The following is a 24,040-nucleotide window of genomic DNA, read 5'->3' as shown; positions in this document are numbered from 1 at the left end:
GACGATAAGCCGGCTGATGTGTTGCGGCGTGCTTGACTTGCGGGTATGACTTCGCCAGCCGCCACTGTGCAGACGGACCGGATCGAGCAGGTGGTCCTCCTCGACGAGGCCGGGAACGCCGTGGGGGTCGCCGACAAGGCGACCGTGCACGACACGGCCACTCCCCTGCACCTCGCGTTCTCCTGCCACGTCTTCTCCCCGGACGGCGCGCTGCTGGTGACCCGCCGCGCGCTGGAGAAGCGCACCTGGCCGGGCGTCTGGACCAACTCCTTCTGCGGGCACCCCGCCCCGGGCGAGCGGATCGAGGACGCCGTCGTCCGCCGGGCCGAGCGCGAGCTCGGCGCCCGGCTGGCCACGCTGGAGGTCGCCCTGCCGGACTTCCGCTACCGCGCGGTCGACGCGTCCGGCGTCGTCGAGAACGAGATCTGCCCCGTCTACACGGCGACGCTGTCGAGCCGCGACGCCCTCGATCCGCGCCTCGACGAGGTCATGGACTACGAGTGGGTCGACGCCGAGGCGACGCTCGCCGCCGTCCGCTCGACCCCCTGGGCGTTCTCCCCCTGGCTCGTGCTGCAGCTCCCCCGCCTGCTGGGCTGACCCCCGCACCCTGATCCCTGCGCCGGCGTCAGTCGGTGTAGACGTCCGTGCGGTGGAAGCCGAGCGCCGAGCGCGACGCGGTCGGACCGCGCTGGCCCTGGTACCGCGAGCTGTACTCCGCCGAGCCGTAGGGCTTCTCGGCGGGCGAGCTGAGGCGGAAGAAGCACATCTGGCCGATCTTCATCCCCGGCCAGAGCGTGATGGGGAGCGTCGCGACGTTGCTGAGCTCGAGGGTGACGTGGCCGGTGAAGCCCGGATCGATGAACCCGGCGGTCGAGTGGGTCAGCAGCCCGAGCCGTCCGAGAGAGCTCTTGCCCTCGAGGCGCGCCGCGATGTCGTCCGGCAGCGACACCTCCTCGTAGGTCGAGCCGAGCACGAACTCTCCCGGGTGGAGGATGAACGGCTCGCCCTGCGGTGTCTCGACCAGGCGGGTCAGCTCGGGCTGGTCCTCGGCCGGATCGATGTACGGGTAGCGGTGATTGTCGAACAGCCGGAAGAAGCGGTCGAGGCGCACATCGACGGACGACGGCTGCAGCATCGACGGATCGTGCGGGGCGAGCCCCACGCGGCCGGAGGCGAGTTCGAGCGAGATGTCGCGGTCGGAGAGGAGCACGCTGCGATCCTAGGGCGTGGCGCGACCCCGGGGCGTGGGCCGGCTCCGGGCCTTGCTACGATGTCCTGGTGCGCCCGAGCGGCGCCGCGCGAGTGTAGTTCAATGGTAGAACTTCTGCTTCCCAAGCAGATGGCGCGGGTTCGATTCCCGTCACTCGCTCTCCTCCTCCCCTCGTCTGCGGCCGATCCTCCGGCCCGATGCGAGCGGCTCCTCCTCCGGCGCTGCAGCGGCGTCCGGCAGCCCCGCGGTGTCCGTCAGCCCAGCAGCGGCAGCCGCCCGACGATCCTGTCGATCCGGTTCCTCGGCCCCACCAGGCTGACCGCGAGGTACTGCAGCTCGTCGGAGCCGCTCGCCGCCACCGCCTCCCGGTACTCGTCGTACACCCGGGTGGCCTGCGCCGACGCGGGCATGTCGGCGACGAACGTCCCGTCGTGCGCCTCGGCCTTCGCGCGGATCGCGAGCAGGGTCGCCGCGTCGGCGGCGAGGACCGTGCAGCCGGCCCACGGCAGACCGGGATGCAGCGATCCGGACGCGTCGGCGGGGCTCGGTCCGAGCAGCCCCGCGACGTGCGCGGCCGTCGCGGCGCCCACGCAGATCGCGGCGTTCACGGCGCGGCCGGCGGGGAGGGACTCGTCGACGACGACCACCCACTTGAGGCGGGCCGAGCGGGTGGGCGCGGCGGTGTCGATCTCGTCGGGGTGGAAGCCGACGGCGTCGGGGGCGGAGATGGTCATGATGCTCCTCGGTTCGTGCGCAGTGACGTCACGAACAGTAGGCAGGAGGGCTCCCCTTCGGCGGGATCTCCGTATGAACGACCAGCAGAACGGCCCAGGAGCGGCACTCGACGAACTCGACGTCCGGATCCTGCAGGTCCTGCAGTCGGATGCACGGATCACGAACCGTGACCTCGCAGCCGCCGTGCACGTCTCGCCGACCACCGCCCTCGACCGCACGAGGAGCCTCCGGCGCCGCGGCGTGATCACCGGCGCGACGCTCACTCTCGACTTCGCGGCCCTCGGGCGCGGCGTGCAGGCGCTGATCGCGGTCCGCATCCGTCCGCCGTCGCGCGAGATCATCGAGGCCTTCCGCGACTGGGTCGCCGGCCTCGACGAGACGGTCGGCGTGTTCGTCACCTCCGGCTCGGAGGACTTCATCATCCACGTCGCCGTCCGCGACAACCAGGACCTCTACGCCTTCGTCATCGACGAGCTGACGCAGCGCCGCGAGGTCGCCGACGTGCGCACCTCGGTCGTCTACGAGCACTTGCGCGAGCAGGTCGTCCTGCCGCTGAAGCCGCACGGCCGCGCGGAGCGGTGAGGCGCCCGCGCGGCGTTTCGACGCGACACGCCGGGCGGATCCGCGGCAGCGCGCGGGATCGCGGGACGCAGAGGGCAGGGTGGAGGGGTGACAGAGCTCGTCCAGATCCCGTCGCCGGGCGTCGCCCTCGAGTACGGGCACCCCGGCCGGCCCGTGGTGGTCGTGCTGCACGACGTGTTCGGGCGCCTGCCGTGGCTGGAGCCGTTCGCCGAGGCCGTGGCGAAGCACGGCTACCACGTGCTCGTGCCCGACCTCTACGACGGCTGGGCCACGCTCGCCCCGGAGGACGCGCGCGACCTCGCCGCGATGGCCGCGCAGGACCGCACCCTCGCCGCCGTCGCCGAGGCGGTCGGCACCGGAGTCGCGGCCGGGGCGCCGCGCAGCGCCGTCATCGGCTTCGGCTTCGGCGGCCGCCTCGGGCTGCTCGCCGCGGGCACCGGGCTCGTGGACGCGGTGGTCGCGTACTACGCCACCCTCGGTGGGGAGGAGCACGTGCTGGTCCCGTGCCCCACCCTCCTGCACTACGCGCAGAGCGACGAGTGGCCCGCGGGCGACGACCCGGAGTCGTTCGTCGGGCGGCTGAAGGAGTCGGGGACGCCGGTCACGGCGCACACCTACCCGGACACGCAGCGTCACTTCGCGAACGGCAACCTGCGCGACGCGGTCAGCCCCGCCTCCGCGGCGCTCGCCTACGCGCGGACGCTCTCGTTCCTCAATCCCCAGCTCATCGACACCTGAGCTCAGCCCTGCACGTCGTGCAGGTGGTGCTGGACGTCGTGCAGGTAGTAGCGGGCGATCGTGTCGACCGTGAACGCCGCGCCGTCGCTGCGGCGGCCTCGGCGCTGCCACTGGGCACCGGCGACGGAGTCGAACACCTCGGCGATGCGCTCAGCCGCCTCGACCAGCTCGCGGCCGACCGTCGCGGGGTCCTGCTGGTCGTAGCGCTCCTCCACGGCGGTGACGTCCTGGTCCCAGTTGGGGTAGAGCGGGTCGTCGCCGGCGAGCATCAGCTGCACACGGGTGCGGTAGATGCGGTGCACGTCGCGCACGTGCGCGGCGTACTCGAGCGGCGACCAGGTCTCGTCGTCGGGCCGGCCCGCCGCGTCGTCGCGGTCGAGCACGTAGGGCCAGGCGGCGGCGTTCTCGCGGATGAGCTCGGCGACCTCGTCGGCGTCGACGAGCGAGGCGTCGAAACCGCACTCGAGGCACGGGCGCTCGAGGACCCAGGTCCAGTCCTTGGTGTCGGGAGTGATCGGCATGGCACCAGAGTAGGGCGCCGCCGGATCAGCAGCGCGTCGGGGTCCCCTGCACGGCGCCGCGCTCGCCGTCGGCCGTCCACGGGAGCTGGGGCAGGCCCTCGGCTCCCGCCGCGGCTCCCTGCTCGACCGCGATGGCGGCCAGGGTGCGAGCGACCGTCGCGGCGAAGTCCCCGCCGGGCGTCGAGCTGTTGATCGAGACGGCCACGGTCAGGCCCGAGACCGGGTCGGAGTACGCCGCGGTGACGAAGCCGGGCGCGAGGCCCGAGAAGCCGCGGAGGGGTCCCGCCTCGTGCCCGCCGAGCCCGGCGCGGAGGTAGTCGGCGCGGCCCTGGCCCTGGACGACCGGATCCTGCCACATGGCGTCGCCCGCGGGATCGGCCGCGAGACCCGTCGCCAGCCGCCGGAGGTCCTCCAGATCGGTCAGCGCTCCGCCCGCGGCGCCGAGCGCGGACGGGGACGCGGCGGTGACGTCGAGCCGCACGTCGCAGCGCTTCTCCCCGGTCGCCGGGTCGAGCGCGACCGCATAGCCGCGGGGGGACGGAGCGGGCAGGTCGACCTCGGAGGCGCCGGGCAGCTCCGTGCTCCGCAGCCCGTACCGCGGCACCACGTACTGGTCGTAGAGCTCCCCGATGCTCCGACCGGTCACCTGCGCGGCGACGATGCCGGCGAGCAGCGGACCGGTGGCGGAGTCGGACCACGCCGCTCCGGGCTCGGCCGAGGCACCGCGCACCTGGGCCGCGGCGAGCAGCTCGAGCGTCGGCCACTGCCGCGGGGGGTTCTGGAGCACGGTCGGCCAGAGCGCCGAGCGGAAGTCGGCCAGGCCGGAGGTGTGCGCGCAGAGCTCGCGCAGGGTGAGCCCGTCGATGCCGGGCAGGGAGCGCAGCGTCTCGCCGACGTCGGCGTCGAGGTCGACCCGGCCGGAGTCGGCGAGGGCGAGGACCACGTCGCAGGTCATCGCCTCGGTGCCGCCGGTGCCGAGCCGCAGGTGCGCGTCGGTGGTGAGGGCGGTGGTGCGCTCGTCCGACTCCCAGCCGACCGCGCCCTCCCAGCTGCCGCCCCACGGCGACCAGACCCCGGCGACCGCTCCGGTCGCGCCGGCGACGCCGACCGTCTCGTCGAGGAACCCCGACAGGGCGGAGGCGAGCTCCTCCGACGCCGCCTGCGCGGGCGCCTCCGCCACGCGCGAGGCGGCGGCGGGCGTGCAGCCGGCCAGTGCGAGCACGAGGACCGGGACGACGAGCAGCCCCGTCCGCGTCCGTCTGCGAGATCCCATGCCGTGCGACTCCCCCGTCGTCTGCGAACGGCACCACTGTACGGGGGCTCCGTCGGGCCGGAGAGGGCCGCTGAGCGCGCGATCGCGATTCGTGTCCTGACCGTGACCGGCGGAGTCCACCCCGTTCCCAAACCGGCAGGCGCCGGGTTACGAAGAGAGGGAGTACAGCGCAGAGGCGCTGCTCGAAGGAGGTAAGAGACCATGCGCAGATCCCCCAATCGACTGCTGGCGACTCTCTTCGGAGCCGTCTACGTCGTCGTCGGGCTCCTCGGCTTCGTCGTGACCGGAGGTGTGCAGTTCCTCTCGACCGAAGGCGGGCTCCTGCTCGGCATCTTCGAGGTGAACCCGCTGCACAACATCGCCCACCTGCTCATCGGAGGCGCGCTGCTGATCGCGGGCCTGTCGACCGTCGCCGCGGCGAAGACCGTCAACGTGACCGTCGGAGCGGTGTACCTGCTGCTCGGCATCGTCGGCTTCTTCCTGGTCGACACGGCCCTGAACGTGCTGGCGCTGAACACCGCCGACCACTTCCTGCACCTGGCCAGCGCGCTGGTGCTCCTGGGAGTCGGACTCGGCACCGAGAAGACGGCGAGGACGCGCACCGCCGCGACCGCCTGACCCGGGCGGCACCTGCCGCCCCCCTCTACTCCGTCCGCCGTGGGCCCGCCGTTTTCCGCGGCGGACGGACTGAACGGCCCCGGACGACACGATGCGGTGTGTCGATCCGGGGCCTCCTCTTCTTCCCCGATCCAGCGAAGGAGCCGCCATGACCACCGTGGCCCGCTGCAACGCCGCTTTCGCCGGACTCGGCGCCGGGCTCGTCCACCTCTCGCTCGCCGCCGGCGGCGAGGGCGCGCAGGCCCCGGTGATCGGGGTGCTCGGTGCCGTCGAGATCCTCTGGGCGGTCCTCGTCCTGGCGCGCGGCCGGATCGTCGTGCCGCGCTCCGCGCTGGTCGTCGCGGTCGCCTCCCTGGCGGCGTTCGCCCTCGCTCTGGCCCTCGGCGCACTCGCCGAGCCCCTCCCCGCGCTGGCCGCCGCGGTCCTCCAGCTGATCGCGGTCGCCGTGGTGGCCGTCTCGCTCCGCTCTCCGCGCGTCGAGGAGAAGGCCGTCTCGCCGTCGCGAGCTCTCGTCGGACTCCTGGCCGGCGCGCTCACCGTCTCCGCCCTCGCCACCCCCGCCATGGCCGCCTCCTCGGGCGGCTCGGGCGACATGGGCGGGATGATGCACTCCGTCGTCGACGGCGGACACGGGCACTGACGCCTCTGGTCCCAGCGGCTCCGCTCGGCTAAGGTAAGGCAGTCCTCAGTCGCCGAGGGAGGCCACCGTGTCGAACGTCATCCCGTTCTCCGAGGCCCTGCGCCTGCGCATCGGGCAGTCCGGCGCGGACGACGAGGGCGCCGCCTTCATGACCTCGCTGATGACCGGCTCCGGCAGCCGCGACGACTACATCGCGCTCATCTCGCAGCACTACTTCGTCTACGAGGCCCTCGAGGCCGTGGCGGAGGACATGGCCGGCGATCCGGTCGCGGAGCCCTTCCTCTCGGCCAAGCTCACCCGGCTCCCCGCGATCGCGGAGGACCTGCGCTTCCTCGTCGGCGAGGACTGGCGCGAGCGCATCCGCCCGCTGCCCTCGACCAGCGCCTACGTCGACCGGATCCGCACCGTGGCCTCGGACTGGAGCGGCGGCTTCGTCGCCCACCACTACACGCGCTACCTCGGTGACCTCTCCGGCTGCGCGATCGTCCGCGGGCTGCTGCAGCGGCGGTTCGGCTTCGAGACCAACGGCGTCGGCTTCTTCCTCTTCGGCGAGATCGCCGCACCGTCGGCCTTCCGCGCCACCTATCGCGAGCAGCTCGACGCCGCGGGCTGGGACGAGGAGGAGCGCGAGCGGGTCATCGCGGAGGTCGCGGAGGCGTACCGGCTGACGACGGAGCTGTTCCGCGATCTCGCCCGGACCTGCGCGGCGGCCTGAGGCCCCTGCTCCCACGTCCTCCGCGGGGCGTCAGTCCGCGGACGCCTCCGCGACGGCGGCCGGCTCGGCTCGCCGTTCGGACATGAAGCGCAGCACGTCCTTGTCGACGATGATGTCGCTCGGCCGGAGCGGCCGCGTCAGGTAGAGCCCCTCGAGGCTCGTGATGCGGCTGAGCGCCACGTAGGTCTGCCCGGGGGCGAAGGCGCGCTGCCCGAGGTCGACCACGGCGGAGTCGTAGGTCTTGCCCTGCGACTTGTGGATCGTGACCGCCCACGCCAGGCGGAGCGGGAACTGCGCGAACTCGGCGACGATCTCGCGGGTGAGCTTCTTCGTCGCGGCGGAGTAGGAGTAGCGGTAGCGCTCCCAGGTCGCGGGCTCGACCTCGTGGACCTCGCCGTCCACCTCGACCCACACCGTCCCCGCGACCTTCGTCACCCGGCCGATCGTGCCGTTCACCCAGCGCTGCTCGGAGTCGTTGCGCAGGAACATCACGTGCGCGCCGATCTTGAGCTCGAGGTTCTGGTCCGCTGGATAGGCGCGCCCGCCGAAGTCGCCGCTGATCTCGGCCGACGCGGTCTTCAGCGGGCCCTTCAGCCGCGCGAGCGCCGCCTGGTTGATGCGGTTGACCGTGTCGTTGCGGGTCGCGAGCGTGATCGCGTCGTCGGCCGGAGGCGTCCGCGCGCCCGCCGCGTTCAGCACGTCGGCGATCTCCTTCGTCACCATGCCGAAGCGGACCGCGTTGAGCATCCACTTGAAGCGCTCATCGCTCTGCCGGTGGATCCGGCCGAGCTCGACGATCCGCAGCGGCGCCTCCTGCCAGACGAGGGCGTCGAAGAACCACAGCGAGCGGTAGCGGTCGGCGAAGTAGGCGCGCTCCTCCGGATCGCCGGGCACGGGTGCGAGCTGGAACGGGTCGCCGAAGAGGACGACCTGCACGCCCCCGAACGGCTCGGAGCGCCGCTGCCGCGCCTGCCGGAGGCTGCGGTCGATCCCGTCGAGCAGGTCGGCGTTGACCATGGAGATCTCGTCGATGACGAGCGTGTCGATGGTGTTGAGGAGCTTGCGCAGCTCGGGCGGCTGGTCGAGGTCGGAGTCGGCGATGACGCCGATCGGCAGCCGGAAGAGCGAGTGGATGGTCTGGCCGCCGACGTTCAGCGCCGCGACGCCGGTGGGGGCGCAGATGACGATCTGCTTGTCGGTGTTCCAGCTCAGGTGGTTGAGCAGGGTGGACTTGCCCGTGCCCGCGCGACCCGTGACGAACAGGTGCTCGCGCGTGTTCTCGATGAGGTCGAAGACCCGCTGCTGCTCGTCGGAGAGGGTCGGCTGAGTCACCGCTCCACTGTACCCGCGGGCCGCCGGGACCCCGGGGCCCGGCGCGGATCAGCCGCGCTTCTGGAGGGCGGCCAGGCGGTCGTTGTAGGCCGTGAGCTCGGCCTCTCCGGTGCGGTCGGCCTGGCGGTCGCGGCGCTTGGTCTCGCGGGCGTCGGAGCGGCTCCACATCATCGCGACGACGATCGCGAGCGCGAGGGTGGGGATCTCGCCGATGCTCCACGCGATGCCGCCGGCCGCCTGCTGATCGGCGAGCGCGGAGGTGCCCCAGCCCATCGCTCCGTACCAGTCGGCGAGGAGCAGCCCCTCCCCCGTCATCAGTGCGAGGCCGAAGAAGGCGTGGAACGCCATGGTGCCCAGCAGCAGCAGGAGGCGCATCGCGTAGGGCACGCGGTGCACGCTCGGGTCCACTCCGATCAGGACGCTGACGAAGAGGTAGCCGGTGATCAGGAAGTGGACGATCATCCACTCGTGGCCGATGTGGTCCGTGGTGGCCCAGCGGAACAGCGGGGAGTAGTAGAAGCCCCAGAGCGACCCGACGAACAGCAGCGCGGCGACGATCGGGTGCGAGATCGCGGTGGCGAAGCGCGAGTGCACGGCGAGCAGCACCCACTCGCGGGCGCCGCGGGAGCCGTCGGTGCGGCGGGCGGCGGCGCGGGCGATCAGCGTGACCGGTGCCGCCGGGACGAGCAGCAGCGGCACCGCCATGGTGAGGACCATGTGCGAGAGCATGTGGGCGCTGAACAGGTACTTCTCGTACGCGTTCACCCCGCCGTTCGTGATGTAGGCCAGGAGGAGCATGCCCGCGATCCAGAGGATCGTGCGGTGCAGGGGCCAGCGGTCGCCGCGGCGGTGCAGGCGCACCACTCCGGCGACGTAGAACGCGATGGCGAAGGAGCAGACCAGGAGCCAGACCAGGTCGATTTTCCAGAGCGTGAGGAAGTTCATCGCGCTCGCGGGCGGCGGCAGGGGCTCGCCCGTCAGCAGCTGGGCCGGGGTCGGATCCGTGAGCTGGCTCGCGGCGATCTGGTCGACCGGGGTCGCGGTGCGCGCGAGCGCCGCGGCGACTCCGGACGCGATCCCCATGAAGGCGATCTCGGCGCCGACCAGCCACCAGAAGCTGCGGCCGCCGACACCGCCGGCCTTCCGCATCCGCTCGATGAGGTAGCGGCGCTGCAGCACGCCGAACAGGCCCAGCGCGACCAGCGCCGCGACCTTGACCAGCACGAGGATCCCGTAGCCGGTCAGCAGGTTGTCGAGGGTGGCGAGCCGGAGCTCGGCGCTGACGTAGCCGGACGCCGCGACCACGACGAAGCTCACGAGCGCGAGGCTGGAGTAGCGCTCGATCACGGGCAGCAGGCGGGAGCCGCCGAGCAGGGGCCGCAGGGCGATGACGGTGATGAGGCCGCCCAGCCAGATCGCCGCGAAGACGAGGTGCAGGCCCAGCGCCGTGACGGCGGCGTCGTGCCCGCTCGCTCCCGCCGCGTGCCCCTGCTGCGCCATCGGCAGCAGCGTGAGCAGGGCCAGGCCCGTGACGAAGACGAGCGCGGTCTGGTTGCGGACGGCGAAGCAGAGGACGGTGACGACGGCCGCGAGCAGCGTCGTGATGAGCCAGGCCTGTCCGACCTCGATGCTGCCGATGAAGTAGCTGAGCTTGGTGCCGAAGTCGCGGTCGAGGCTCAGGGGCGTCTGCGTGACGTTGAGGAAGGTGAGGAACCCGGTCACCGCGCTGGCCGCGGCGAAGAAGGCGGCGCTGGCGGCGGCGACGTCGAGGGCGATCGAGAACTCGGTGCGCGGCTCGGGCGCGGCCTCGGCGGGCGCGGGGCTCGCGGGGGCGACCGCGGTGCGCGTCGATCCGGCGCGGGAGGAGGACTGGCCGCCGCGCGAGGAGGACTGACCGGCGCGCGAGGAGGCGTGAGCGGTCGAGGCGCGGGACGAGGATCGGGCGTCGCGGGCGGCAACGGCGCGGGGGCTCAGCGCGAACAGCGTCAGCACGAGCGAGCCGATCATCCCCGCGGCGCCGAGATTGACGGCCAGCTTGGCGATCGGGAGGCCGTAGCGGACCACGGGGCCGGGATCGTTCAGCAGCGGAGCCGCGGCTCCCCCGCCGAAGGCCAGGGCCGCGAGGAGGGCGACGAGCGCTGCGGCGACGAGCACGAGCGCAGGGCCGACGATCCGGACGGTTCGATTCACCGGTCCAGCCTACGTTCCGCGGCTGATCGGCAGCCGCGTCCGCGGACGACGACGGCCCCGGCGCAGTGCCGGGGCCGTGTCGGAGGGCGCGACTACTTCGCGGCGGCCTTGAGCTTGGTGCCCGCGGAGACCTTGACCGAGTGGCCGGCGGCGATCTGGATGGTCTCGCCGGTCTGCGGGTTGCGGCCGGTGCGCGCGGCGCGGGAGGTGCGCTCGACGGCGATCCAGCCGGGGATGGTGACCTTCACGTCGTTCGACACGGAGTCGGCGAGGGTGGTGAAGAGCGAGTCGAGGACGCCGTTGACGGCGGCCTGGCTCTGGCCGGAGTCGGCGGCGATCTTCGCGACGAGCTCGGTGCGGTTGAGCGACTTGTCAGCCATGGAGTGTCCTCCCAGGACGTTCTCGCTGTCGGAACAGCTGGTTTCGATGGATCGTCCTCGGCCGGGGACGGACGTCCTCAACCGGTCGGACCGTCGGTAACCTACCAGCCCCGCCCCGGATCTCCGGCGATTCCGGCCTCGAGACGCCCGGAACGACGCCGATCGCGCCGGTCGGTCCCTCCACAGGAGGCGCTCGGCGCCTCTCGTCCACCGATCCGCCGATCGCCACTCCGCAGAGTCCGCCGCCTGACGAGGATCGGCTCATGACGACGACGGCACTCCTCCCTCCATCCGCTCCGGCCGACGCGGCCCTCCCCCGGCCGCCCCGGCGGCACCCTCCCGCTCGCCGGCCGTACGAGCCCGGCCTCGCCGCGCTCGCGCTGGGCCTGCTCGCGCTCGCGTCCTCCGTGCATCCGCTCTGGGCCCTCCCCGCCGTCGCCGTGGCGGTCGCCGCGGTGATCGCGTCCGTGCGGGCGCTGCGGTGGGCGGGCGAGCGGAGGAGCGCGGTGGCCGGGCTCGCCTGCGCGGCTCTCGCGCTGCTCGTCTGCACCGTCACGGCACCCGCCTCCGTGCGGGCGGGCCTCGCCGTGCTGGCCTGGATCGCCGCCCTGCGGCCCGGCTCGTGAGCGGGCGCGGCTCCGGTCCAGCCCGCCTCGCTACAGTGACGGCGGCCCGCGCCCGAGCGGGCCGGGAGGACGGCCACGATGGCTCAGACGGACGGTTGGATCTCGACGGCGATCTGGTGGCACGTCTACCCGCTCGGCTTCACGGGCGCCGAGGCGAGCGCCTCGGAGGGTCCGGGCCCGGACGACGAGCCGCAGCACCGCCTCCGCGCCCTGCTCCCCTGGCTCGACGACCTGCTGGCGCTGGGCTGCAACGGGCTGCTGCTGGGGCCGGTCTTCGCCTCCTCCACCCACGGCTACGACACGGTCGACCACTTCCGGGTCGATCCCCGCCTCGGCGACGAGGCAGACCTCGACGCGCTGATCGCCGCGTGCCGCGAGCGCGGGATCCGGGTGCTGCTCGACGGGGTCTTCAACCACGTGGGACGGGAGCACCCCTGGTGGCGTGCCGCCGTCGCGGCCGGCGAGGGCTCCCCCGAGGCGGCGCGCTTCTCCCGCAGCGAGCGGTCGCAGGAGGTCGACGGCCTCCGCGTCGACGTGTTCGAGGGGCACGACGCCCTGGTCGAGCTCGACAACGGGAACCCCGAGGTCGCGGAGCACGTGTCCTCCGTGCTCGCGCACTGGCTCGAGCGGGGCATCGACGGCTGGCGGCTCGACGCGGCGTACGCGGTCGCGCCGGCGGCCTGGCACGCGGCGATCGACCCGGTGCGGCAGCGCTTCCCCGACGCGTGGTTCGTCGGCGAGGTCATCCACGGCGACTACACCGGCTACGTGCGGGAGTCGGGGCTCGACTCGGTCACGCAGTACGAGCTCTGGAAGGCCGTCCGCAACTCCCTCGAGGAGGCGAACCTCTTCGAGCTGGCCTGGTCCCTGAAGCGCCACGACGACTTCGTCCGCGAGTTCCTGCCCCTGACCTTCGTCGGCAACCACGACGTGACCCGGATCGCCAGCGCCGTCAGCGACGAGCGCCACCACGGCCACGCCACGGCGATCCTCGGCTTCGTCGCCGGCGTGCCGAGCATCTACTCCGGCGACGAGCGGGGCCTGCGCGGCGTCAAGGAGGAGCGGATCGGCGGCGACGACGCGATCCGCCCGGAGTTCCCGGCCGAGCCCGCCGAGTGGCCGGGCGGGGAGGCCTACCGGGCCCACCAGGAGGTCGTCGCGTTCCGCCGACGGAACCCGTGGCTGGTCGGCGCGAGCACCCGCACGGTCGACCTCTCCAACACCGCCGTGATGCTCGTGGCGGAGGGCCCGGAGGGACGCACCGCGCGGCTCGCGCTGAACATCGGCGACGAGACGGCGACCGTCGGCGGCGTCCAGGTCGCTCCCCACTCCTGGTCGCTGCACGACTGACCCGGCGCGCGGGCGGCCCGGCAGTGCGCGACGGAGCGTCGACCTCCGGGGGCCCGTCCTCTACGCTCGGGCGCATGCCGAGACCTGCACGAGGACCCTTCGACGGGCGAGCCGACTCGATCGACGACGCCGGGATGCCGGCGTCCGGACTCGAGCAGGCGTTCGCCGCCCCCGTCGACCCGGAGAGCGACCCCGGACCGGGCGAGAGGAGCGGCCTGTCGAGCCGCATCGCCCAGGAGCTGCTCGAGGACGGCTTCGGCCTCGACGCGAGCGACGAGGAGCCCCCGTCCCGCGCCGTGGAGATCGACGATCCCGCCCGCGCCGTGGGTGACGATCCCGCCCACCCCGTGCACGGCTCGATGTCCGGCGAGTTCGAGCGCCGCTGAGCCCGGCCGCCGTCGGTCGGTCGTCGACAGCCCGGCGGCACCGTTCCGCCCGCCGGCCGTCGTCACCCCGCCGGTACCGCGCCGCCGGCCGCCGGAGCCGGGTCCGGGCCGGCCGCCTGCAGCTCGGCGAGGAATCCGGGCCGGAGCACGCGTGCCTCGATCGACGCGGCTCCCGAGGTCCAGCCGTCGCCGAGCGGACGCTCGGGCGTGAGCAGCACGTGGCCCGGCGTCCCCGCGCGGCCGAGGGCGGCGGCGACGCGGCCCTCCGGATCGTAGAGGGCGTGGTCGACGAGCGGCCCGTAGACGGCGTGCACCGCGAAGTCCTCGCGGCTGCCGAGGAGGACGGGCAGCAGCTCCTCGCCCGGGCGCAGGCCGTGGGGCCACCAGCGGAAGCGCTCGACGAGCGCGTGGCAGGCGGCGCACGAGGGCGAGAAGAAGACGAGGTGCGTCGCCGGGCGGGACAACTCCTCGAGCGTCAGGAGCTCGCCGGCCACTGTGACGAACGCGAGGTCGGCGGCCGAGAGGTCGCCCTCGGGCGCGCGCCCCGGCGCGGACTCCCTGTCGGCTGCGGACAGGCGGGCGGCCGCCCGGACGCGAGCGGCCGTCGACGCCGCAAGGCGGTCGCGCACCAGCACGAGCGAGACCGCGGCGAGAGCGGCGGCGAGCCCGGACGCCGCCGCCGAGGCACCGCCGCCGCCGAGCAGCGCGGCCGGAGCGAGCCCGCCGAGGGCCCCGGCGACCGCGAGCGCGAGCAGCACCGCGTTCCTCGCGACGGTGTGTCCGGTCATCCGTGCCGAGCCCAGCCCGCCGAAGCACTCGCAGTCGACGTCCTCCGTCGCGCGGACCGCACGGACGGCGACGACGAGGAACACGGCGTCGAGGAGCGCCACCGGCACGAGGGCGGCACGGTGCGCCGGAGCGGGCGCCAGCACCACCGCGGCGCCCAGCGCGATCTCGACGACGGGGAAGGCGGCCGCGAACCAGCCGCGGCGCCGGAGGAGGAGGGGGACCCCGAGCGCCTCGAGGCTCGCCCGGAACCGCTCCGTGCGGCCGAGCTTCAGGGCGCCGCTGACGACGAGCACCGCGCCCGCGCACCACGCGGCGATCGCGAGAACCGCCTCCAGCATCCGTCGCCCTCCTCGCTCGGCATCGACCCGCACAACGCTACCGGCGCGGACCGGCCTCCCGCGGCCGAGACGGGGAACGGGGCGGAGACGGCGCGATCCGGCGCGTTCCGCCCTCCGGACGAGCCGCTGCCGGCACATCCGGCGCCCGGATCCCTCCAGGCGGGGCGCCCCCGGGCTCCCTCCCGGTCCCGGACGGCCGCTCCGCCGTACACTGCGAGAGGATCGGAGGGGTCATGCGGGGACGGCGAGCGCGCGACGAGCGGCACGGCACGGCGGCGAGTCCGCCTGCGGCCGCCGCTCCCCCGGCTGCGGTCACGGCTCCGGCCCCCTCGGACTCGCCGGACGACGCCTCGGGCGACGTCTCGACCGGGATGCGGATCGCCGCCGCCTGGTCGTGGCGCTTCCTCGCCGTCGCCGGGCTCCTCTACCTCCTCGTGCGCCTCGTCTCGCTGCTGCCCGTGATCGTCGTGCCGGTGCTGATCGCGCTGCTGCTCACCGCGCTCCTCACCCCGCTGCGGAACCGGCTCGAGCGCCTGCGGCTCCCCCGCCCGCTCGCGGTCCTGGTCTCGATCGTCCTGATGCTCCTCCTGCTGACCGGCCTCGTCGGGCTGGTGATCGTGCAGTCGCGCTCCGGCTTCAGCGGAGTGGGGCAGCGCGCTCTCGACGCGGTCGACGGCGTCGAGGCGTGGCTGCGGAGCCCGCCGCTGTCGTTCTCGGACGTCCAGCTCTCGGACTGGGCGCAGCGCGCGGTCGACTGGGCCGACGCGCAGGCGTCGACGATCGCGTCCGGGGCCCTCGCCGTCGGCTCCCAGCTGGCCGAGGTCTTCGCCGGAACCCTCCTCACCCTGTTCTCGCTGATCTTCCTGCTCCTCGACGGCCGCCGGATCTGGCACTGGTTCCTCCGCCTCCTCCCCCGCCGCGCGCGCCCCGCGATGGAGCGCGGCGGCGCCGCCGGCTGGCGGACCCTCAGCCAGTTCGTGATCGCGCAGCTCGGCGTCGCCGGGATCAACGCCGTCGGCATCGGCATCGGCGCGCTCGCGCTGCAGCTGCCGCTCGTCGTGCCGATCGCGATCGTGGTGTTCCTCGGCTCGTTCGTCCCGATCCTCGGCGCGATCGTGACCGGTGCGCTCGCCGCACTGGTCGCTCTGCTGTTCAGCGGGCCCGTCGCCGCGCTGGTGATGGTCGGCGTCGTGATCCTGGTGCACCTGCTCGAGGGGCACGTGCTGCAGCCGCTCATCCTCGGGACCGCCGTGAAGGTGCATCCGCTCGCCGTGGTGCTCGGAGTCGCGACCGGGCTCGAGGTGGCCGGGCTCGCCGGGGCGCTGTTCGCGGTGCCGACCATCGCGACGCTGAACGCGGCGGTCACCGCCATGCGGGCGCGCGCGCCCGGCGCGGAGTGAGCGCGTTCGATCCGGCCGCCCGACCCGGATCGACGGTGCTGCCCGCCCTCGCCTGCCCGGTCTGCGGCGGCGCGCTCGCCCCCGACGCGCTCCCCCGCCCCTCCTCGCTCCGCTGCCCCCTCGGGCACAGCGCCGACCTCGCGCGTCAGGGCTACGCCTCGCTGCTGCGCGGGAGGCACGCGACCTCGGGCGACACCGCGGCGATGGTGCAGGCCCGTGCCGACCTCCTCGGCTCCGGCCACTACCGGGTGATCCAGGACGCGGTCGCCGCGGCCGTCCCCGCCGACGCGCGGCTCGTGGTCGACCTCGGCTGCGGCACCGGGGCGTACCTCGCGGCCGTGCTCGAGGCGCATCCGGCGGCGGACGGGCTGGGCCTGGACCTCTCGGCCCCGGCCGCCCGCCGCGCCGCCCGCGCGCACCCCCGGGCGGCGATCGCGACCGCCGACCTCTGGCAGCCCCTCCCGCTGGCCGACGCCTCCGCCGACGCGCTGCTCACCGTCTTCGCGCCGCGGAACGCCCCGGAGATGCGGCGGGTGCTCCGTCCGAGCGGCGTCGCCGTCGTCGTCACTCCGCGCGAGAGGCACCTGCACGAGATCCGCGAGCGGTTCGGGATGCTCGGCATCGACGCCGGCAAGGCGGAGCGGCTCGACGAGCAGCTGGCGGGGTTCGCGCTCGAGGAGCGCATCGAGCTCGACACGACGGTGCTGATGAGCGTCGACGAGCTGCGCGCCGAGGTGCTGATGGGGCCGAGTGCCCACCACGTGGATCCCGAGGCGCTGGACGCTCGGCTCGCGGCGGTGGAGGGGACGACCGCGGTGACGGTCGCGGTCACCGTGTCGCGCTTCGTGCGCGCGGAGTAGCGGCGGGCGTGCCGCCGACCCCGCGTCAGTACGTCTCGCGCAGGCGCTCCTGGTCGACCACCGCTTCGCGGTCCGCGAGGCGACGCAGGCCCGCGAGGGGCTGGGCCATCCGGTGGTTGCCGCGGAGGACCGGCTCGGCCCGGTCGAGGAAGGCCCAGTACCCGGCGGTCACCGGGCAGGCGTTCTCGCCCAGGCGCACCTTCGGGTCGAAGCGGCAGCCGCCGCAGTAGTCGGACATCCGGTTGATGTAGGCGCCGCCCGAGGCGTACGGCTTCGTCGCGACGACGCCGCCGTCGGCGTGCTGGGACATCCCGATCACGTTCGCGGGCATCACCCACTCCGTGCCGTCGACGAAGACGTCCACGAACCAGTCGTTGAGCTCCGCCGGATCCCACCCCCGCTGCAGTCCCCAGTTGCCGAGCACCATCAGGCGCTGGATGTGGTGCGCCCAGCCGTGCCGGTGCACGTCGTCGAGCGTCTCGTGCAGGCAGTTCGCCTCGATGCCGCTCGGGTCGAGCGCGAGCAGCCCGGCGGGCAGCGGCGTGGAGGCGCCGAGCGCGCGGCTGCGGTTCCGGTACTCCGGCCCGAGGTGCCAGAACAGGTTCCAGACGTAGTCGCGCCAGCCGAGGATCTGGCGGATGAACCCCTCCGTCGCCGCGATCGGCGCGCCCCCGGCGGCGTACTCCGCCTCGGCCGCCTCGACGACCGTCCGCGGATCGAGCACGCCGAGGTTCATCGGGGCGCTGAGCAGCGAGTGCGCCATCGTCCAGTCGCCCGAGAGCATCGCGTCCTCGTAGGTCCCGAAGTCGCCCAGCCGCGACGACACGAAGTCGGCGAGCGCCGCCTCTGCCTCGGCGGGCGTCGCGGCGAAGCGGCGCGGACCGTCGGCGCCGACCAGGCGGACCGCCCCCTCGGCCTCCCAGCGCGCGAGGTCGGCGCGCACCTCCTCGTCGATGTCGTCCTCCTCCGGCCACCACGGGTCCGGCAGGCCGAGCCGGGAGGCGCCCTTGGGCGGAGGCTGGCGGTTGTCGTGGTCGTAGTTCCAGCGGCCGCCCTCGGGCTGGTCGCCGCGCATCAGCACGCCGGTGCGCTCGCGGCTCCACCGGTAGAAGTCCTCCAGCAGCAGGCGCTTGCCCGAGCGGGAGAGCGCCCACTCGCGGAAGTCCTCCTCGGCCGTGACGAAGCCGCGGCTGGGCAGGACGCTCATGCCGAGCCTGCGGGCGAGGCGGCGGCCGCCGCGGGTGGGCGGGTCGATCACCTCGAGGTCGTCGCGCCCGGCGAGGGCCTCGCCGAAGGTCTCGGAGCGGACGTACTCGGCGCGGTCCCCGAGCTCGCGGGCGCGGTGGCGGAGCGCCGACAGCAGCAGCTGCGCCTTGGCGCGGTGCATCGGGCGGCGCCCGAACGCCGATCGGGCCTCGACCAGCAGCATCGGACCGCCGTCGTCGAAGGCAGGGCCGAGCTGGCCGATGACGCTCCAGCGGGTGCGAGGGGGTCTGCTCATCCTCGGAGGCTAGGCGGACGGATCCGGCGCCGGTAGGAGTTGCGCGGCACGGATGTGCAGCCGCCACGTCTTGCACCCCCGCCCCCGATGCAGAAGTCTCGGAGCGAGCGCGGCGGATCCGACCGCGCACCGACGCGACGAAGCGAGGAGGCCGCCATGGCCCACCACGACCACGACAACGAGCACCACGAGGGTCACGAGCACCACGACCACCACGAGGGTCACGACGAGCACACCGCCGGCCACGGCCGTCACGTCGCCGAGGGCACGAGCACCGAGGACACCGAGGGCGGCGAGTACACCTCGACGGAGGGCGTCTCGCACACCGCCGGCGAGGCCGAGGGCAGCTACGTCGACACCTCGGTCAACGAGCAGAGCACCGCCGACAAGGGCAGCTACGTCGACACCAGCGCCGCGGGCACCTCCGCCGAGGGCGAGGGCGAGTACACCGACCGCGACGAGTGACCCGCGCCCGGGCGCCGCGCGTCCCGCCGGGACACCGCGCTCCGGCCGGTGTCCCGGCGGGGAGCCGGCGCCTCGGCGGGACGCGGTGGTCCGCCGGCGCTTCAGGCGGGCTTCAGCGGGGCCGCGGCTAGCCTGGGCTCGCGCGGGCCCCCGCGCGCCGAGCCCGGGGAGGCCGCCATCCGCATCCTGGTCGTCGACGACGAGATCAACCTGCTCCGCGCCCTCGAGACGGGCCTGGAGGCCGAGGGCTTCGCCGTGGACACCGCCACCACCGGCACCGACGCCCTCTGGTACGCGCAGGAGGCCGACTACGCCGCCATCGTCCTCGACCTGATGCTCCCGGACGTCAGCGGCTTCCGCGTCTGCGAGCGGCTGCGCGCCGCCGAGGACTGGACCCCGATCCTGATGCTCACCGCGAAGGACGGCGACCTCGACCAGGTCGAGGCCCTCGACACCGGCGCCGACGACTACCTCACCAAGCCGTTCTCGTTCCCGGTGCTCGTCGCGCGGCTGCGCGCCCTCATCCGCCGCGGAGCCGCCGAGCGGCCCACGGTGCGCGTCGTCGGCGATCTCGTGCTGGATCCGGCGTCCCGGAGCGTCGAGCGGGGCGGAGTCGCCGTGCCGCTGACCGCGCGCGAGTTCAGCGTCCTCGAGTACTTCGTCTCGCGGGCGGGCGAGGTCGTCTCGAAACGCGACGTCCTCGGAGCCGTCTGGGACTTCGACTACGACGGCGACCCGAACATCGTCGAGGTCTACGTCCGCACCCTGCGCAACAAGATCGACCGGCCCTTCGGCCGCGACACCCTCCGCACCCGGCGCGGGGCGGGCTACACGCTGGTGGCAGGGTGAGCCGCCGGAGCCTGCGGACCCGCATCACCGCGGCCGCGACCGCCGTGGTGGCCGCCGCCGCGCTCCTCGGGAGCGTGCTCTTCGTCCTGGTCCTCTCCTCCGTGCTCGCCTCGAGCGCCGCCTCCGCCGCCGCCGCCGAGGCGGAGCGGGTCGCGGCGCTGGTCGAGCAGGGCGGGCCGGAGGCCGTCCGCGGCTCGGAGGGACTGGTCCAGCTCGTGGTCGACGGGCGGGTGACCGCCGCGGGCGAGGACGCGGAGGACCTCCCTCCGCTCGCGCTGGCCGAGAGCGACGACCCGGCCACGGTCGACGTGGAGGACGAGGGAGCGGTGGTGGTCGCCGCCCGCGAGCTCGACGACGACTCCCTCGTCGTGGTCGGCGTGCCCGACGAGGGCCGCGAGGAGGCGGTGTCCACGACGATCGGGCTGCTCGCGGTCGCCGTCCCGCTGCTGATCGCGCTGGTGGCGGTGGTGTGCGCCGTCGTCGTCGGCCGGGCGCTGCGCCCCGTGGAGCGGATGCGCGAGGAGGCCGAGGCGGTCACCTCCTCCGCCCTGGACCGCCGGATCGCCGCTCCCGGCTCCGGCGACGAGGTCGACCGGCTGGCGCACACCCTCAACCGGATGCTCGATCGGCTGCAGAGCGGGCAGGAGCGGCAGCGGCGCTTCGTCTCGGACGCCTCGCACGAGCTGCGCTCCCCCGTCGCGGCGCTGCGTCAGACCGCGGAGGTGGCGCTCGCGCACCCGGACCGGCTCGACTCCGCCCGGCTGGCGAGGACGGTCGCGGAGGAGTCGGTGCGGCTCGGCGGGCTGATCGAGGGCCTGCTGCTGCTCGCCCGGGCGGACGAGGCGCGCCTGGCCGTGGCGGCGGCTCCCGTGGACCTCGACGATCTCGCTCTCGGCGAGGTGCGGCGCCTGCGCGACTCCGGAGCCCGGGTCGACGCGAGCGGGATCTCGCCCGTGCAGGCGGTGGCCGACGAGGCCCTGCTCTCGCGGGCGCTGCGGAACCTGGTCGACAACGCGGTGCGGCACCGCTCCTCGCAGCTGGCGCTCTCGACCCGGATCGACGGAGCGGAGGCGGTGCTCGCGGTGGACGACGACGGGCCGGGGATCCCGGCGGCGGAGCGCGAGCGGGTGCTCGAGCGCTTCGTCCGCCTCGACGAGGGCCGGACGCGCGACGCCGGAGGGTCGGGCCTCGGCCTGGCGATCGTCGCCGGGATCGCGCGGGCCCACGGCGGACGGGTCGTCGTCGGCGACTCGGCGCTGGGCGGCGCCCGGGTCGAGGTGCGGGTGCCGCTCGTCCGCTGAGCGGGCGCTTCAGGCCTGCTTCAGCGCCCGACCGCGAGAGTGCTGGAGGCGTCAACCAGCGGCGCCGGGACGGAGCCATCGTGCAGAAGAAGACGAAGATCATCGCCGGGATTGCCGGAGCGGTCGTGCTGATCGGAGCCGGGACGGGCATCGCCTACGCCGCGACCGACGGCTTCGAGGGATCCGACTCCCTCACCGGCAGCGACCTGGACCGCGCGAGCGAGGCCGCGCTCGCCGAGATCGGCGGCGGGACCGTCACCTCGGCCGAGCGCGACGACGACGGCGCCACCGGCTACGAGCTGGACCTGACCGACCGCGACGGCCTCGAGTACGAGGTGCGCCTCGACGACTCCTTCGCCGTCGTGTCCGTGGACCCCGACGACCGCGCCCTCCAGGCCGGCTCGGGCGACGACGGCGTGCCTGCCGGCGACCCGACCGCGGCCGCCGTGGACCCGGACGACCTCACCGGCGACGACCTGGCCCGCGCGAGCGAGGCGGCGCTGGGCGCCGTCGGCTCCGGGACCGTCACCGAGGCCGAGCGCAGCGACGACGCCGACCACGCCTTCGAGGTGGAGGTCACCCGCGAGGACGGCAGGGACGTGGACGTCGAGCTCGACGCCGCGTTCGCCGTGCTCTCGACCCAGGAATAGCGCTCTAGCGGCCGCCGGGGCCCTTCGCGGCCCCGGGTGCGGCACCGCTGCCCGCGGGGGCGCCGACTCCGGTCGCCGCACCGCGAGCGCCCGGGCCGTTGCCGCCCGCGTTGCCGTTGCCGTTGCCGTTGCCGGGAGCGTTCCTGCTGTTGCCGGGTGCGTCGCCGCTGTTCCCCGGAGCGTCGCCGCTGTTCCCCGGAGCGTCGCCGCTGTTCCCCGGAGCGTCATCGCCGGGAGCGGCCGGGGTCTCCTCCGCGGGCTCCTCCGGCTCGGTCGGCGTCTCCTCCGGCTCCGACTCCTCGGGCGAGGGGGCGGGGTCGTCCTCGGTCTCGACCGGAGCCGGCGTGTCCTCCGGCTTCTCCTCGACCGGGGTCGTCTCCTCGGGAGCCGGGGCGGTCGTCTCGGCCGGCGCCGGCTCCGGGGCTCCCGCGATCAGGGCCTCGAGGTCGGCGCGGACGACGTCGACCTGCGCCTGCACCGTCGCTGCGCGGTCGGAGCTGACGGAGTCCTCGGCGAGCGCGGCGTCCAGCGCCGACTGCAGCGAGGCGAGCTCGGTGAGAGCGCCCTGGTAGTCGTCGGCCGAGGCCTTCTCGGCGACGGCCACCACCGCGTCGTCGAGGGTCTGGGCGGTGCCCTCGTCGATGCCCTGCGGCGCGGAGGAGCATCCGCTCAGCAGCAGGACCGAGGCGAGCACGGCGCCGGCGGCGCGCAGTCGGAGGCCCCTCACGAGCGGATGCTCTCGCGCAGCTGACGGAGGTGGTCGCCCAGCTCACCGTCCACCTGCGGCAGAGGCGACTGGGGACCGTCGATCAGGATGATCGCGAGCCCGACGGCGACCGCGACCAGCGCGAGCACCAGCACGATCAGCCACGGGCTCGGGCCGCGGCGCTGCGGAGGGGCGGCCGCGGGGCGGAGCGGAGCCGTGCGCGGCGCCGGAGCGGTCTGCGGTGCCGGAGCGATCCGCGGTGCCGGAGCGATCCGCTCGGTCGCGGTGAAGCGCTGCGTCGGAGCGATCGCCTCCGTGGCCGGGCAGGCGTCGGCCGCGAGCCGGCGGGTCGGGTCGAGCGCCTCCGTCCGCGTGATCGGCTCGGTCTCGGCGAGCGGCTCCGTCGACATCACCCGGGTGGCGGGGACGTCGGGGACGACGATGGCCGCCGGCGGGGAGTCGCGCCGCGGATCGATCAGGCGGCGTGCCGACTCCGCCACCTGGAGCGCGGCGGGACGCTCGCCGGGCTCGCGCCGCGTCATCGAGGTCAGGAGCGAGGTCCAGCCGCTGCCGAGCGACTCCGAGACCTCGGGGTCGCGGAGCAGGCGGGCGAGCGTGACCTCGATCGCCGAGCCCGTGAACGGGCGGCGGCCGGTCAGCGACTCCAGGAGCACCAGGCCGAGGGAGTAGATGTCGCTCGCCGAGGTGACCGGGTCGCCGTGCGCCTGCTCGGGGCTGAGGTAGGCGGCGGTGCCGATGAGGGTGCCCGGCGCGGTGATCCGCGTCGCGTCGATGAGGGAGGCGATGCCGAAGTCGGCCAGCTTCGGGCGGAACTCGCGGCTGGTCAGCGGGCTCGGGACGAGCAGCACGTTCGACGGCTTCACGTCGCGGTGCACGACTCCGGCCGCGTGGACCGTGTGCAGGGCCTCGCCGAGGTCGCCCGCCATCGAGGCGACGTCGTTCGGCGCGACCGGGCCCTCGGCGAGCCGCTCGGACAGGCTCGGGCCCTCGGCGAGCTCCATCACCATGTAGGCCTGGCCGTTGGTGTCGTCGCCGCCGTCGTGCGCGTCGTAGAGGGTGACGAGGGCGGGGTGGTTGAGGGCCGCGAGCAGCCGGATCTCGGACGCCTTGCGCTGCAGGTCCTGCGCGTCGTCGATGCCGGGGGCGAACATCTTCAGCGCGACGGAGCGGCCGAGGACGCCGTCTCGCGCCCGGTAGACCGTGGCCATGCCGCCGCGGCCGATGAGCTCCTCGATCGTGTACCGGCCGTCGACCGTCGTCCCGACGATGCGGGTGTCGCCTGTCCGGTGGGATGCCACGGGTCCTCCTCGCGGTCGGCGGCGGGTGTGCCGCGCCCCCCGGTGCGACCGTCGACCCAGGGTAGTACGTCGACCCTGCACGCCGCCCTCCCCCGGCCGGGCTGTCAAGCGGGTGCCCCCGCGCGCGCCCCGACGTAGCGTCGGAGGTCCCGACGAAAGGCGACGACATGGACCAGGACCGCACGGAGCAGGACGACCAGGGCTCGACCATCGGCAAGCCGGACGGGGCGGCTCCCGCCACCTCCTCCGAGAGCGAGACCATCGAGAAGGACATCTCGGAGTCGCCCGGCAGCGAGCGCGAGACCGAGGCCAAGCAGGACTCGGATCCGGCGGAGAGCCGCACCGAGGTCTCCGGCTCGGCCGAGGTGAAGGCCGTGCCCGGCACGGGCGGCCCGGACGACGTGGGCGACGTCGAGGTCGACCCCGACGAGGTCTCGCTGAACGGCAAGCCGTTCCCGGGTCACGCCGGCACGAAGTAGGACGCCCGGGAGGGGCGGGGCCGCGGCTCCGCCCCTCCCGTGCTCTCCGGTCCACCCACCACCCGTCGTCCGCCCTCGCCCGGGGGG

Annotated in this window: 27 protein-coding genes and 1 tRNA gene; 17 read left to right on the top strand and 11 right to left on the bottom strand. The window is 74.3% G+C overall.

All coding sequences use genetic code 11. From position 1 onward, the window contains the following. Window positions 1-45 precede the first annotated feature (45 nt). Window positions 46-597, top strand: coding sequence for an isopentenyl-diphosphate Delta-isomerase (gene idi, locus C5C30_RS04165; RefSeq protein WP_104222897.1), 552 nt, complete (start codon window positions 46-48; stop codon window positions 595-597). A 28-nt stretch (window positions 598-625) separates the two neighbouring features. On the opposite strand, the gene dcd is transcribed toward idi, so the two are convergent. Next, entirely contained in the window at window positions 626-1,210 is a 585-nt protein-coding gene (gene dcd / locus C5C30_RS04160; protein WP_104246931.1) for a dCTP deaminase, read from the bottom strand. Window positions 1,211-1,298: 88 nt separating this feature from the next. Between dcd and C5C30_RS04155 the strand changes: the two genes are divergently transcribed. Further along, window positions 1,299-1,369: transfer RNA gene (locus tag C5C30_RS04155), tRNA-Gly, on the top strand. Between the two features lie 95 nt (window positions 1,370-1,464). Here the strand turns inward: C5C30_RS04155 and C5C30_RS04150 are convergent. Next, a complete protein-coding gene (locus tag C5C30_RS04150) occupies window positions 1,465-1,944 on the bottom strand; it encodes a DUF2000 domain-containing protein (protein ID WP_104333229.1) in 480 nt (159 codons plus the stop codon). A gap of 73 nt (window positions 1,945-2,017) precedes the next feature. On the opposite strand from C5C30_RS04150, the gene C5C30_RS04145 reads away from it, so the two are divergent. Together C5C30_RS04145 and C5C30_RS04140 are read left to right on the top strand one after the other, a co-directional pair. Then, complete coding sequence (locus tag C5C30_RS04145; RefSeq protein WP_104226130.1) at window positions 2,018-2,527, top strand: Lrp/AsnC family transcriptional regulator; 510 nt, start codon at window positions 2,018-2,020, stop codon at window positions 2,525-2,527. An 87-nt stretch (window positions 2,528-2,614) separates the two neighbouring features. Further along, window positions 2,615-3,265, top strand: a complete 651-nt coding sequence (locus C5C30_RS04140) for a dienelactone hydrolase family protein (protein ID WP_104233076.1) — start codon at window positions 2,615-2,617, stop codon at window positions 3,263-3,265. A gap of 2 nt (window positions 3,266-3,267) precedes the next feature. On the opposite strand, the gene C5C30_RS04135 is transcribed toward C5C30_RS04140, so the two are convergent. Continuing rightward, window positions 3,268-3,786: a DinB family protein gene (locus C5C30_RS04135; protein WP_104222903.1), complete on the bottom strand. Its 519-nt coding sequence runs from the start codon at window positions 3,784-3,786 to the stop codon at window positions 3,268-3,270. Between the two features lie 25 nt (window positions 3,787-3,811). Next, a complete protein-coding gene (locus tag C5C30_RS04130) occupies window positions 3,812-5,059 on the bottom strand; it encodes a serine hydrolase (RefSeq protein WP_104295248.1) in 1,248 nt (415 codons plus the stop codon). Between the two features lie 201 nt (window positions 5,060-5,260). Between C5C30_RS04130 and C5C30_RS04125 the strand changes: the two genes are divergently transcribed. From C5C30_RS04125 to C5C30_RS04115, 3 genes are all read left to right on the top strand, one after another. Beyond that, window positions 5,261-5,677: a DUF4383 domain-containing protein gene (locus C5C30_RS04125; RefSeq protein ID WP_104246935.1), complete on the top strand. Its 417-nt coding sequence runs from the start codon at window positions 5,261-5,263 to the stop codon at window positions 5,675-5,677. Window positions 5,678-5,825: 148 nt separating this feature from the next. Then, window positions 5,826-6,317: a hypothetical protein gene (locus tag C5C30_RS04120; protein WP_104287836.1), complete on the top strand. Its 492-nt coding sequence runs from the start codon at window positions 5,826-5,828 to the stop codon at window positions 6,315-6,317. A gap of 67 nt (window positions 6,318-6,384) precedes the next feature. After that, on the top strand, window positions 6,385-7,032 hold the full coding sequence (locus C5C30_RS04115; protein WP_104333228.1) for a heme oxygenase (biliverdin-producing): 648 nt from the start codon (window positions 6,385-6,387) through the stop codon (window positions 7,030-7,032). Window positions 7,033-7,062: 30 nt separating this feature from the next. Here C5C30_RS04115 and C5C30_RS04110 read toward each other — a convergent pair whose 3' ends face one another. The 3 genes from C5C30_RS04110 to C5C30_RS04100 form a co-directional block, all read right to left on the bottom strand. After that, window positions 7,063-8,364: an ATP-dependent RecD-like DNA helicase gene (locus C5C30_RS04110; protein WP_104222908.1), complete on the bottom strand. Its 1,302-nt coding sequence runs from the start codon at window positions 8,362-8,364 to the stop codon at window positions 7,063-7,065. 48 nt (window positions 8,365-8,412) lie between these two features. Beyond that, complete coding sequence (locus C5C30_RS04105) at window positions 8,413-10,554, bottom strand: bifunctional copper resistance protein CopD/cytochrome c oxidase assembly protein (protein ID WP_258065789.1); 2,142 nt, start codon at window positions 10,552-10,554, stop codon at window positions 8,413-8,415. Between the two features lie 92 nt (window positions 10,555-10,646). Continuing rightward, window positions 10,647-10,934: an HU family DNA-binding protein gene (locus C5C30_RS04100; RefSeq protein ID WP_056037903.1), complete on the bottom strand. Its 288-nt coding sequence runs from the start codon at window positions 10,932-10,934 to the stop codon at window positions 10,647-10,649. A 263-nt stretch (window positions 10,935-11,197) separates the two neighbouring features. Here C5C30_RS04100 and C5C30_RS04095 point away from each other — a divergent pair, with 263 nt between their 5' ends. The 3 genes from C5C30_RS04095 (at window position 11,198) to C5C30_RS17980 (ending at window position 13,296) form a co-directional block, all read left to right on the top strand. Then, complete coding sequence (locus tag C5C30_RS04095; RefSeq protein WP_104222909.1) at window positions 11,198-11,560, top strand: hypothetical protein; 363 nt, start codon at window positions 11,198-11,200, stop codon at window positions 11,558-11,560. 78 nt (window positions 11,561-11,638) lie between these two features. Next, the gene (locus C5C30_RS04090) at window positions 11,639-12,910 is read left to right on the top strand and encodes an alpha-amylase family glycosyl hydrolase (protein WP_104260427.1); all 1,272 of its coding nucleotides are present in this window, start codon (window positions 11,639-11,641) and stop codon (window positions 12,908-12,910) included. 74 nt (window positions 12,911-12,984) lie between these two features. Beyond that, complete coding sequence (locus C5C30_RS17980) at window positions 12,985-13,296, top strand: hypothetical protein (protein ID WP_146076888.1); 312 nt, start codon at window positions 12,985-12,987, stop codon at window positions 13,294-13,296. Between the two features lie 62 nt (window positions 13,297-13,358). On the opposite strand, the gene C5C30_RS17975 is transcribed toward C5C30_RS17980, so the two are convergent. Continuing rightward, window positions 13,359-14,423 (bottom strand): MauE/DoxX family redox-associated membrane protein, encoded by a 1,065-nt coding sequence (locus C5C30_RS17975; RefSeq protein WP_104260428.1) that lies wholly within the window; start codon window positions 14,421-14,423, stop codon window positions 13,359-13,361. Between the two features lie 233 nt (window positions 14,424-14,656). On the opposite strand from C5C30_RS17975, the gene C5C30_RS04075 reads away from it, so the two are divergent. Further along, complete coding sequence (locus C5C30_RS04075; RefSeq protein WP_104226121.1) at window positions 14,657-15,823, top strand: AI-2E family transporter; 1,167 nt, start codon at window positions 14,657-14,659, stop codon at window positions 15,821-15,823. Then, on the top strand, window positions 15,820-16,683 hold the full coding sequence (locus C5C30_RS04070; protein ID WP_104319173.1) for a methyltransferase domain-containing protein: 864 nt from the start codon (window positions 15,820-15,822) through the stop codon (window positions 16,681-16,683). The genes C5C30_RS04075 and C5C30_RS04070 overlap by 4 nt, the downstream gene beginning before the upstream one ends. Window positions 16,684-16,708: 25 nt before the next feature. On the opposite strand, the gene C5C30_RS04065 is transcribed toward C5C30_RS04070, so the two are convergent. Continuing rightward, complete coding sequence (locus C5C30_RS04065; RefSeq protein ID WP_104333227.1) at window positions 16,709-18,184, bottom strand: cryptochrome/photolyase family protein; 1,476 nt, start codon at window positions 18,182-18,184, stop codon at window positions 16,709-16,711. Between the two features lie 156 nt (window positions 18,185-18,340). Between C5C30_RS04065 and C5C30_RS17555 the strand changes: the two genes are divergently transcribed. From C5C30_RS17555 to C5C30_RS17550, 4 genes are all read left to right on the top strand, one after another. After that, window positions 18,341-18,649, top strand: a complete 309-nt coding sequence (locus C5C30_RS17555) for a hypothetical protein (RefSeq protein ID WP_181027115.1) — start codon at window positions 18,341-18,343, stop codon at window positions 18,647-18,649. 177 nt (window positions 18,650-18,826) lie between these two features. Continuing rightward, complete coding sequence (locus C5C30_RS04055; RefSeq protein WP_104222956.1) at window positions 18,827-19,498, top strand: response regulator transcription factor; 672 nt, start codon at window positions 18,827-18,829, stop codon at window positions 19,496-19,498. Continuing rightward, window positions 19,495-20,799 carry a cell wall metabolism sensor histidine kinase WalK gene (locus C5C30_RS04050; RefSeq protein WP_258065786.1) on the top strand — a complete coding sequence of 435 codons (1,305 nt, stop codon included), beginning with the start codon at window positions 19,495-19,497 and terminating at the stop codon, window positions 20,797-20,799. Before C5C30_RS04055 ends, C5C30_RS04050 begins: the two co-directional genes overlap by 4 nt. An 80-nt stretch (window positions 20,800-20,879) precedes the next feature. Continuing rightward, window positions 20,880-21,449 carry a PepSY domain-containing protein gene (locus C5C30_RS17550; protein ID WP_104269456.1) on the top strand — a complete coding sequence of 190 codons (570 nt, stop codon included), beginning with the start codon at window positions 20,880-20,882 and terminating at the stop codon, window positions 21,447-21,449. 4 nt (window positions 21,450-21,453) lie between these two features. On the opposite strand, the gene C5C30_RS04040 is transcribed toward C5C30_RS17550, so the two are convergent. Together C5C30_RS04040 and C5C30_RS04035 are read right to left on the bottom strand one after the other, a co-directional pair. Beyond that, complete coding sequence (locus C5C30_RS04040; protein WP_104333226.1) at window positions 21,454-22,176, bottom strand: hypothetical protein; 723 nt, start codon at window positions 22,174-22,176, stop codon at window positions 21,454-21,456. Further along, window positions 22,173-23,474, bottom strand: a complete 1,302-nt coding sequence (locus tag C5C30_RS04035) for a serine/threonine-protein kinase (RefSeq protein ID WP_104333225.1) — start codon at window positions 23,472-23,474, stop codon at window positions 22,173-22,175. The genes C5C30_RS04040 and C5C30_RS04035 overlap by 4 nt, the downstream gene beginning before the upstream one ends. A gap of 167 nt (window positions 23,475-23,641) precedes the next feature. Between C5C30_RS04035 and C5C30_RS04030 the strand changes: the two genes are divergently transcribed. Further along, on the top strand, window positions 23,642-23,953 hold the full coding sequence (locus C5C30_RS04030) for a hypothetical protein (protein ID WP_104222919.1): 312 nt from the start codon (window positions 23,642-23,644) through the stop codon (window positions 23,951-23,953). Window positions 23,954-24,040: the final 87 nt, after the last annotated feature.

It is taken from the genome of Rathayibacter sp. AY2B5 (assembly GCF_002931645.1).
In the GTDB taxonomy this organism is placed as follows: domain Bacteria; phylum Actinomycetota; class Actinomycetes; order Actinomycetales; family Microbacteriaceae; genus Rathayibacter.
The sequence above is the reverse complement of the archived record's forward strand: the minus strand, read 5'-3'. Positions and strand labels throughout refer to the sequence as shown.

What these genes read in the sequence shown, in the direction of transcription:
- idi (WP_104222897.1), top strand. Translation starts at nt 46, where the DNA reads ATGACTTCGCCAGCCGCCACTGTGCAGACGGACCGGATCGAGCAGGTG.
- C5C30_RS04150 (WP_104333229.1), bottom strand. Translation starts at nt 1,944, where the DNA reads ATGACCATCTCCGCCCCCGACGCCGTCGGCTTCCACCCCGACGAGATC.
- C5C30_RS04145 (WP_104226130.1), top strand. Translation starts at nt 2,018, where the DNA reads ATGAACGACCAGCAGAACGGCCCAGGAGCGGCACTCGACGAACTCGAC.
- C5C30_RS04135 (WP_104222903.1), bottom strand. Translation starts at nt 3,786, where the DNA reads ATGCCGATCACTCCCGACACCAAGGACTGGACCTGGGTCCTCGAGCGC.
- C5C30_RS04130 (WP_104295248.1), bottom strand. Translation starts at nt 5,059, where the DNA reads ATGGGATCTCGCAGACGGACGCGGACGGGGCTGCTCGTCGTCCCGGTC.
- C5C30_RS04125 (WP_104246935.1), top strand. Translation starts at nt 5,261, where the DNA reads ATGCGCAGATCCCCCAATCGACTGCTGGCGACTCTCTTCGGAGCCGTC.
- C5C30_RS04120 (WP_104287836.1), top strand. Translation starts at nt 5,826, where the DNA reads ATGACCACCGTGGCCCGCTGCAACGCCGCTTTCGCCGGACTCGGCGCC.
- C5C30_RS04100 (WP_056037903.1), bottom strand. Translation starts at nt 10,934, where the DNA reads ATGGCTGACAAGTCGCTCAACCGCACCGAGCTCGTCGCGAAGATCGCC.
- C5C30_RS04095 (WP_104222909.1), top strand. Translation starts at nt 11,198, where the DNA reads ATGACGACGACGGCACTCCTCCCTCCATCCGCTCCGGCCGACGCGGCC.
- C5C30_RS04090 (WP_104260427.1), top strand. Translation starts at nt 11,639, where the DNA reads ATGGCTCAGACGGACGGTTGGATCTCGACGGCGATCTGGTGGCACGTC.
- C5C30_RS17980 (WP_146076888.1), top strand. Translation starts at nt 12,985, where the DNA reads ATGCCGAGACCTGCACGAGGACCCTTCGACGGGCGAGCCGACTCGATC.
- C5C30_RS17975 (WP_104260428.1), bottom strand. Translation starts at nt 14,423, where the DNA reads ATGCTGGAGGCGGTTCTCGCGATCGCCGCGTGGTGCGCGGGCGCGGTG.
- C5C30_RS04075 (WP_104226121.1), top strand. Translation starts at nt 14,657, where the DNA reads ATGCGGGGACGGCGAGCGCGCGACGAGCGGCACGGCACGGCGGCGAGT.
- C5C30_RS04065 (WP_104333227.1), bottom strand. Translation starts at nt 18,184, where the DNA reads ATGAGCAGACCCCCTCGCACCCGCTGGAGCGTCATCGGCCAGCTCGGC.
- C5C30_RS17555 (WP_181027115.1), top strand. Translation starts at nt 18,341, where the DNA reads ATGGCCCACCACGACCACGACAACGAGCACCACGAGGGTCACGAGCAC.
- C5C30_RS04030 (WP_104222919.1), top strand. Translation starts at nt 23,642, where the DNA reads ATGGACCAGGACCGCACGGAGCAGGACGACCAGGGCTCGACCATCGGC.